The organism is Streptomyces sp. A0592 (assembly GCF_004795115.1).
GTDB lineage: Bacteria > Actinomycetota > Actinomycetes > Streptomycetales > Streptomycetaceae > Streptomyces > Streptomyces erythrochromogenes.
Map to the genome: position 1 here is coordinate 40,571 of NZ_SSBM01000041.1, position 8,112 is coordinate 48,682.

Genomic DNA, 8,112 nt, shown 5'->3' on the forward strand with positions numbered 1-8,112 from the left:
AATGTCGATGGGGTGGCACGCCCGGGGAGCTCTTCGGCGCCGGGGTTCCCGTCGTGACGCATGTCACGCAACCAGGCGCCGGATCGTGGCGTCGGGGCCCGCGCCGCCCGCGAGGGGTGCTTCGAGAACCTGCCCGCATTCCCCGAGGTCCATTCGGAGGAATTGCCGAACCTGTAAATGATCAGGGCGGGGGTGAGAGCGGGCGTGATCGTCCGACGTAATTCCTTCGAGCGGTCCCGGTGGTGTTCGTGCCTCCAGGTGGTTGCGGGTGCCGGGCAGGGTCGGCCGCGGTACGGGTAATGCATGACGCAGAAGAAGGACAAGGCCGATGACGGGGCGAATGGGCGCCGGAGGCAGCCGAGTACGACGACCGCCGCGCTCGCGGGGGCGCTGATCGGCGCCCTGGCCGGCCTCACCGGGAGCACGCTCGCCTACTTCGAGGCCAAGGACACCCGTCGGGAGGAGGCGCAGGCCCGCCGGTCGGACATCCGCCGGGCCGCCTACGTGGAACTCGCGGCGACCGCCAACAAGTACGTGCAGCAGTCCACCCAGCTGCTGACCCTCAGCCTCGACCCGGCCAAGACCGCGCAGGAGAGGCGGCGCCAGTTCGAGGGCGGGTACGCGCCGGCCAACACGGACCTCGCGCGGGCCCTCACGACGGCCCGCCTCGTGGCACCGCCCGAGGGGAGGAAAGACCTGGCGGCGATCGACGCGCGCTCCGAGCGCGTGGGCGAGCTGGCGACGGACTGGTACGCCAAGGGCCCCGAGGGCGTGGACGTGGCGAAGGCCGACGCCGAGTTCGCCGAGGCGGTACGGGTGCAGCTGGCCGCACTGCAGTCCTTCCTGGACCGGGCCGCCGACGATTTGCTGTAGCCCGCGCAAGCCGTCACTCGATGCGGTCGGGCTCCGGTGACCACGCGGGGGGCAGCGGATCGGCGGGGTCCCCGGTCACCCTCAGCGGGTAGCGGTACAGCCACCACTCGGGTCGTTCGGCCATCTCGGCCGGGGTCATGCCGAGCGGTGTGATGGGGGCCGTCGCGGCGCGGAACCGCTCGTCGAGGGCGTCGAGCTGTGGCTGATGGATCCGTCGGACCCGCTCGGTCAGGATCGGCCAGGCGTCGTGGAGCCAGTCCCGGGCGCGGGCGTCGTGGTCGAACTGGCACGCCCACATCGCGTCGATCCCCTCTTCGACTTCCGCCACGAACCCCGCCCACCGCTGCAAGTGTTCGTCCAGCGACCCGGTGTCGTGGTGCGTCGACAGCCGCTGTGCGGCGAGGCGTACCGAGGCGTGGTCCTCGGCGTCCAAGGGCTCCTGTTCCATTCCCGCACTCTCGCATGCGGGGCGCCCCCGCCGGGCGGTCATGGCCGGACATCCCTTTCGTCCTCAGGCGGCGGCCGCCGTTCGGGGGGTGGGTGGCGGTGCGCAGCTGCGGCAGTGGCCGGGGGTGGGGGAGCGGAAGGCGCGTTCGCAGCCGTCGCAGGTGCGGAGGGGGTGGACGGTGCGGTCCGGGCCGGCCGGGTGGGGGGACCGGGGATCCGGCAGGCGGGGCGGCAGCAGCTCCCGCAGGCGGTGGGCGAGCAGCGCGGCGGGGGAGTGGATCGGCGCGGTCGGAAGCGAGCGCGTGAGGGTCGCCGTGACGGCGCTCGGGGTCAGCCCGCGCTCCAGCCATTCCGCCGCGGCGGGCGCCAGCCGTACGGTGTCCCGCTCGGACAGCAGCAGCCGCGGGTCGCGCAGGCGCAGCCGGGCCAGCAGTTCCCGCGCCTCCGACTCGGCCTCGGACGGGACCGTTTCGGGCACGGGTACGGGCACGGGCACGGGCTCCGGGTCCGGGTCCGGTTCGGGCCGGGCGACGCGCTTCGGCTCCGGCCGCTGCGGCGGCATCTGCGGCTCGCGGCTCGCCTCGGCCATCGCGGGAGGGTTGTTGTACGAGATCGTGCAGGTCACGACGCGCCCCGTCGGCAGCCGCTCCTGGAAGCGGGCCAGGTAGCCGTACCGCTCCAGCTCGCGCAGGGCGGTGGCGATGCGGACCTCGCCCTCCGGGAAGCGTTCGGCGAGGTCCTTGATGGTCACCTTGGAGCCGGTCGGGAGCGACTGGATGTGCGTGGCCAGGCCGATCGCCGCCATGCTCAGCTCGCGGTGCTGGGCGAGATGGTTGCCGATCTTGACGTAGCCGCGGCGGTGGTCGTGGTTGACGTGCCGGATACCCGACGGGACGCGCGCAGGCGCGCTAAGCTGCTGGTCAGCCATGGGGAAGGTGCTTCTTCCGATGTGGTCAGGCCCTCGCCCGGGATTGCCGTCCCGGCCGGGGGCCGAATGCGTTTTTGGGGTTGTCGGGATTCAGAGTGCCCGGCGAATTGGCGTATGCGCCAGCCCGGTTGGGGTGATTCACCCGACCGGGTGAGAGGGGGAGGGGGGAGGTATGGAAGGTCGTTTCCCTCCGGTTATTGGTCTTTAGGCGTCGTGCGGCACCGGATATTGATCCACCGGGTCGTGGAAACCTCGATCCGGTGAAATCGGACTCGCCACATCAATTTCCGCCCACACCGTCTTCAGTGGCGCCGGCCCGAGAGTCGTCCCCCACCGCGCGGCGAGCGCGGACACCAGCACCAGACCCCGCCCCGACTCCGCCTCCGCGTCCGGCGCGGTGCAGAGGGCGGGCGGGCCGAACTCCTGCCGCGTGTCGGTCACTTCGATACGGAGCGTAGGCCCCGGCGCGAGGCGCAGCGCGAGCCGGAAGTCCCGCCCGCGTACCCTGCCGTGGGTCACGGCGTTCGCGGCGAGTTCGGCGACGACCTGTGCCGCATCCTCGAACGGATGCCTTTGCTCAGCGAGTTGGGCCACCGTGAGCGCACGTGCGGCGCGGGCTCCGCGCGGGGTGGAGGGGAGTGTGGCGACGAGGGAGATTTCCTGATTCACGTGACTCAGCGTGGCCATCCGTGCGTACGCTGAACAGAGTTGAGGGCGCTGTGTACGACGGTTGTCCAGAGCGGTCCCGTGGTGTCCTCGCGGTCCAAGGGGAGGCGGATGTGAACACGACCGACGGTGCCGACGAGTCGAGCTGGGAACTCGACCCGGAGGACGAATCCGGGGCGGTCATCGCCACAGTGGGGCGCCAGCTGAAAATGTGGCGCGAGGCGGCGGGCTTAGACCGAACCTCATTCGGTGAGCGGATGGGATACGGGGCGAATCTGATCTACAAGATCGAGCGAGGAGCCCGTATTCCGCGCCCGGAGTTCCTGGACAAGGCGGACGAGGTCCTCGGGGCGGGCGGGAAAATCGCCGCGATGAAGGCCGATGTCGAAAGGGCCCGCTATCCCAAGAAGGTCCGGGATCTGGCCAAGTTGGAATCCCAGGCGGTGGAGATCGGGTCGTACGACAACGTCGTGGTGACGGGCCTGCTCCAGACGGAGGCGTACGCCCGCGCCCTGTTCGGGCTGAGGCGCCCGGGCTTCTCGGAGGGCGAGGTCGAACGTCTGGTCGCTGCGCGGCTTGCCCGCCAGGAGATCCTCCGGCGACATCCGGCCCCGCTCCTGACCGTCGTACAGGAAGAGGCTGTCCTTCGGCGGCCCATCGGGGGCAAGATGGTGTTGCGCGGCCAGTTGGAACACCTGTTGGAGGTCGGCCGGTTGCGCACCGTGGAGATCCAGGTGATGCCCATCGCGGTCGAGGAGCATTCCGGGCTCGCCTCGTCGTTCAAGGTCATGCGTCTCAGGGACGGAACGACCTTGGGGCACAACGACGTTCAGCTGGCCAGTCGCTTGATCACCGAACCCAAAGAGGTCCAGATCCTTGACATGCGCTATGGCATGATCCGGGCACAGGCCATGACGCCGCGGGCGTCGCTGACGTTCATCGAAAAGGTACTGGGGGAGACATGACCATCAAGCCGTCGGGCGAGGGCCTCTCCGCCCTCGCGTGGGTCAAGAGCAGCTACAGCACGGCCGACGGCGCCGACTGCGTCGAGGTCGCCCGCACCCCCGGCACGGTCCTCGTCCGGGACTCCAAGCGGCCCGAGGGTGCCCGCCTCGCCCTCACCCCTGACGCCTGGAACGGGTTCGTCGCACACGCTGCCGCGTGAGCGGACTCGCCGAAGCCGCCGAGACCGTACTGCGGCAGCGGCGGCCGGATCCGGCCTGCTGGGACGACGTCGTCGAGGCGGTGTGCTCCGAGGAGCCGAGCTACGACGCCGGGCGGGTGCTGATCCAGGCCGGCACGGCCATCGCCCGGCACACCGACCGGATCGCCGTGGACCTCCGCCGCCGGCAGGGGCCTTCGGGACCGCCGTCGGCCACGGCGTGACGGTGCTCGCCCTCGCGGGAACGGGTGACCTGTGCGCCCTACCGGCCCTGCACTCCCTCGCCGAGCACGGCGGGCTTCCGTGCAACCGCCCGGAGGCCCGTGTCATGGCCGCGCTGCCCCCGGCCGAGCTGGCCGCGGTCATGCGCACCAAGCTGCGGCGCGACGGCGACGGCTACCACGGGAACACCACCGCCCTCGAAGTCCTCGCGCTCTGCGGCCCGGCCGCCGCACCCGCCGTGGACGACGTGGCGGGCCGCCTCGGTACGCAATTCGCCTACGACGCGATGCGCGTGCTCGGCCGGATCGGGCCCGCGGCGGCCGTGACCGCGGACCGGCTGGCCGCGTACGCCACCGGCCGCGTGACCCCCGCGCACCCGTACCCGCGCCGCGCCGCCTGGGCGCACTGGAACGTCACCGGTGATCCCGCCCTCGCCCTCGCCCTCGCCCTCGACGTGTGCGGGGCGGCCGTGCGGTCGGGGACCGCCAGCCACGGCCTGCCCTTCCTCGCCGACCTCGGCCCGCTGGCCGCCGTACACACAACGCCCGTGCGCCGCCTGATGGATGCGCCCGGAGCGTGGACCAGGACCTACGCCGCGCACGCGTACTGGCGGATCACCGGCGACCCGGAGCCTGCCGTGCCGGTGCTGCTGGCCGAGGTCGACCCGGCCTGGGACGGCGATCCGGCCCTACCGGTACGGGAGGCCGTCCGGACCTTCGGGGAGATCGGTGCCCCGGCTGTTTCGGCGGCGCCCCTGTTGCACAGGATCCTCGCGCAGGAGGAACGGCTCGGCCGGCCCTGGCGCGGCGTACGGATCCTCGCCGACCGGGCCTGCGTCCGTACGCTCACCGACGCCCTGGAAGGGATCAACGGCTAGTGGAAACGAAGTTCACGGTGCGCCGCGCAGGCCCGGGCGACGGAGACGTCCTCGGCGGGATCCACGCCGCCGCCTGGGAAGCGGCGTACGCGCCCTTCTTCGATCCGGGGTTCGCCGCGGACGGGATCGCGAGCAGGCTCACCCGCTGGCACGCACGGCTCGCGGCGCAGGACGCCACGATCCTGCTGGCCGAAGGGGACGGCCGGCCGGTGGCCATGTCCGTCTTCCGCTCGTCCTCGACCAGGCCCGGCGCCGCCGAGATCCTCTCCTTCTACAGCCACCCCGACAGCTGGGGAACGGGCGTCGCCGCGGCCCTGATGACCGGGACGCTGGAGCACCTGCGCGCCGACGGTGTCACCCGCGCCCACCTGTGGACCCTGCGCGACACCCCGCAGTCCCGTCGCTTCTACATCAAGTGCGGTTTCGCGGAGACCGGCGCCGACCGCCCCTACGACTTCGGTGACGGCAACCCCCTCACCCAGGTCGAGTACGAACGGGGGTGCTGAGGGCGGCGCGCCGAACTCGGGTGGAATCCGCCCGTCGTTCGCCTGCCGTACCCGCCGACGTCACATCCGGCACCCTCTCCGGTCCTCCGGGCGCGCTGTTCTTGTGAGCGCTCCACCACCCGCGAACGAAGCAGAGGTCGTCACCCCATGGCAGAACTCAACCGTCGCCGCTTTCTCCAGCTCACGGGCGGCGCCGCCGCCCTGACCCTGCTGGGCGAGAGCATCGCGCGCGCCGCCGCCATCCCCGCGCAGGGGACGACGGGCACCATCGCCGATGTCGAGCACATCGTGGTCCTGATGCAGGAGAACCGTTCCTTCGACCACTACTACGGCGCCCTGCGCGGCGTCCGCGGCTTCGGCGACCCGCGCCCCGTGACCCTGCCCAGCGGCAAGTCCGTCTGGCACCAGGCCGACAACGCGGGCAAGGTGACGCTGCCCTTCCGCCCGCCGTCCGACGACCTCGGCATGGAGTACTTCCAGGGCCTCAACCACGACTGGGCCGGCGGACAGAGCGCCTTCAACAAGGGCAAGTACGACAACTGGGTGCCCGCCAAGACGCCCGCCACCATGGCCCACCTGACACGCGAGGACATCCCCTTCCACTACGCCCTCGCCGACGCGTTCACCATCTGCGACGCCTACCACTGCTCGTTCATCGGCTCGACCGACCCCAACCGCTACTACCTCTGGTCCGGCCACACCGGCAACGACGGCAAGGGTGGCGGCCCGGTCCTCAACAACGCCGAGCTCGGCTACGACTGGACCACCTACCCCGAGCGCCTGGAGGCGGCCGGGATCTCCTGGAAGGTCTACCAGGACATCGGCGACGGCCTGGACGCCGCCGGCTCCTGGGGCTGGATCAACGACGCCTTCCGCGGCAACTACGGCGACAACTCACTGCTCTACTTCAACAAATACCGGGGCGCCCAGCCCGGCGACCCGCTCCACGACAAGGCCCGCACCGGCACGAACGCCAAGGCCGGCGAGGGCTACTTCGACCGGCTGCGCGCCGACGTCGCCGCCGGCACCCTGCCGCAGGTGTCCTGGATAGCCGCCCCCGAGGCCTTCAGCGAGCACTCGAACTGGCCGTCCAACTTCGGCGCCTGGTACATCGCGCAGGTGCTGGACGCGCTGACGTCGGACCCCGACGTGTGGGCCCGTACCGCCCTGTTCATCACCTACGACGAGAACGACGGCTTCTTCGACCACGTCGTCCCGCCGTACGCCCCGGCCGATGCGGCCCAGGGCCTGTCGACCACGCCGACCGCCCTCGACGTCTTCCCCGGCAAGGCCGGCTACGTCGCCGGGCCGTACGGGCTCGGCCCGCGCGTCCCGATGCTCGTCGTCTCGCCCTGGAGCACCGGCGGCTACTCCTGCTCCGAGACCTTCGACCACACCTCCGTGGTCCGCTTCATGGAGAAGCGCTTCGGGGTGCAGGAGCCGAACATCTCGCCCTGGCGGCGTGCCGTCTGCGGTGACCTGACCTCTGCCTTCGACTTCGCCCGCAAGGACACCTCCACGGTGTCGCTGCCCGACACCGGCCTGTGGGAGCCGCAGGACCGCGAGCGGCACCCCGACTTCCGGGCGACCCCGCCGGCCGTGGGGGCGATGCCGCGCCAGGAGAAGGGCCAGTGCCGTACCCGCCCGCTGAAGTACGCCCCGTACGTCGACGGCGCGGCCCTGACCGCAGAGGGGAAGTTCCGGCTGACCTTCAGCGGCGGCGCGGACCTGGGCGCACAGTTCCACGTCACCTCCGCCAACCGCACCGACGCCCCCTGGACCTACACGACCGAGGCCGGCACGTCGATCTCGGACACCTGGAACACCCGCTACTCGGCCGGGGTCACCGACCTGACCGTCCACGGACCCAACGGCTTCCTGCGCGGCTTCCGCAACCCCGGCACCACCCCGGGCCCCGAAGTCACCGCCCGCCACAACGCCACCACGGGCAACCTGGACCTCACCCTCACCAATGCGGGGGCGTCGACGGCGACCCTCACGGTCACCAACGCCTACGGCGGAGGGGCCAAGCGGCTCACGGTCGCGAAGGGCGCCACCGTCACCCACAGCGTCTCCCTGAAGAACACGCGGCGCTGGTACGACGTGACGGTGACCGCGTCCGAGACCGCGGACTTCGGCCGCCGCTTCGCCGGGAAGGTGGAGACCGGCGCGGCCGGCCTCTCGGACCCGGCGATCCTGACGGACCAGTCCTCCTAGTCCTCCTCCTGCCGCGAGGACGCGAAAGCGCCCGTGCACCGGAATCCTCCGGGGCACGGGCGCTCGCGCGTACGGGTCGGGCGGACGCGCCCTAGGGTCTGTCGTCAAAGTGATCTTGCGTTGTGGATCATGGTCGGGTGATACGTCGCCATGAACTGTCGGACGCTGAGTGGGAACTCGTGCAGCCGTTGCTGCCTCGGCCCGTGCTGGGGCG

Annotated in this window: 10 protein-coding genes; 7 read left to right on the forward strand and 3 right to left on the reverse strand. The window is 71.4% G+C overall.

The annotated features are described in order from the left end of the window. Positions 1 to 303 precede the first annotated feature (303 nt). Positions 304 to 873 (forward strand): hypothetical protein, encoded by a 570-nt coding sequence (locus E6U81_RS34020; protein ID WP_136233861.1) that lies wholly within the window; start codon positions 304 to 306, stop codon positions 871 to 873. Between the two features lie 13 nt (positions 874 to 886). Here E6U81_RS34020 and E6U81_RS34025 read toward each other — a convergent pair whose 3' ends face one another. The 3 genes from E6U81_RS34025 to E6U81_RS34035 form a co-directional block, all read right to left on the reverse strand. After that, complete coding sequence (locus E6U81_RS34025; RefSeq protein WP_136233862.1) at positions 887 to 1,321, reverse strand: hypothetical protein; 435 nt, start codon at positions 1,319 to 1,321, stop codon at positions 887 to 889. A gap of 63 nt (positions 1,322 to 1,384) precedes the next feature. After that, the gene (locus E6U81_RS34030; protein WP_136233863.1) at positions 1,385 to 2,248 is read right to left on the reverse strand and encodes a helix-turn-helix domain-containing protein; all 864 of its coding nucleotides are present in this window, start codon (positions 2,246 to 2,248) and stop codon (positions 1,385 to 1,387) included. 204 nt (positions 2,249 to 2,452) lie between these two features. Then, positions 2,453 to 2,917 carry an ATP-binding protein gene (locus E6U81_RS34035; protein WP_346766192.1) on the reverse strand — a complete coding sequence of 155 codons (465 nt, stop codon included), beginning with the start codon at positions 2,915 to 2,917 and terminating at the stop codon, positions 2,453 to 2,455. Between the two features lie 110 nt (positions 2,918 to 3,027). On the opposite strand from E6U81_RS34035, the gene E6U81_RS34040 reads away from it, so the two are divergent. The 6 genes from E6U81_RS34040 (at position 3,028) to E6U81_RS34065 (ending at position 7,898) form a co-directional block, all read left to right on the forward strand. After that, positions 3,028 to 3,879: a helix-turn-helix transcriptional regulator gene (locus E6U81_RS34040; protein ID WP_240804171.1), complete on the forward strand. Its 852-nt coding sequence runs from the start codon at positions 3,028 to 3,030 to the stop codon at positions 3,877 to 3,879. Continuing rightward, positions 3,876 to 4,079, forward strand: a complete 204-nt coding sequence (locus E6U81_RS34045) for a DUF397 domain-containing protein (protein ID WP_136233865.1) — start codon at positions 3,876 to 3,878, stop codon at positions 4,077 to 4,079. Before E6U81_RS34040 ends, E6U81_RS34045 begins: the two co-directional genes overlap by 4 nt. Beyond that, positions 4,076 to 4,300 (forward strand): hypothetical protein, encoded by a 225-nt coding sequence (locus E6U81_RS34050; protein ID WP_136233866.1) that lies wholly within the window; start codon positions 4,076 to 4,078, stop codon positions 4,298 to 4,300. Before E6U81_RS34045 ends, E6U81_RS34050 begins: the two co-directional genes overlap by 4 nt. Continuing rightward, positions 4,297 to 5,175 carry a hypothetical protein gene (locus tag E6U81_RS34055; protein ID WP_136233867.1) on the forward strand — a complete coding sequence of 293 codons (879 nt, stop codon included), beginning with the start codon at positions 4,297 to 4,299 and terminating at the stop codon, positions 5,173 to 5,175. The genes E6U81_RS34050 and E6U81_RS34055 overlap by 4 nt, the downstream gene beginning before the upstream one ends. Next, on the forward strand, positions 5,175 to 5,681 hold the full coding sequence (locus tag E6U81_RS34060) for a GNAT family N-acetyltransferase (protein ID WP_206310094.1): 507 nt from the start codon (positions 5,175 to 5,177) through the stop codon (positions 5,679 to 5,681). Before E6U81_RS34055 ends, E6U81_RS34060 begins: the two co-directional genes overlap by 1 nt. Before the next feature lie 147 nt (positions 5,682 to 5,828). Beyond that, positions 5,829 to 7,898 (forward strand): phospholipase C, phosphocholine-specific, encoded by a 2,070-nt coding sequence (locus tag E6U81_RS34065; RefSeq protein WP_136233868.1) that lies wholly within the window; start codon positions 5,829 to 5,831, stop codon positions 7,896 to 7,898. The last annotated feature ends 214 nt before the right edge of the window (positions 7,899 to 8,112 follow it).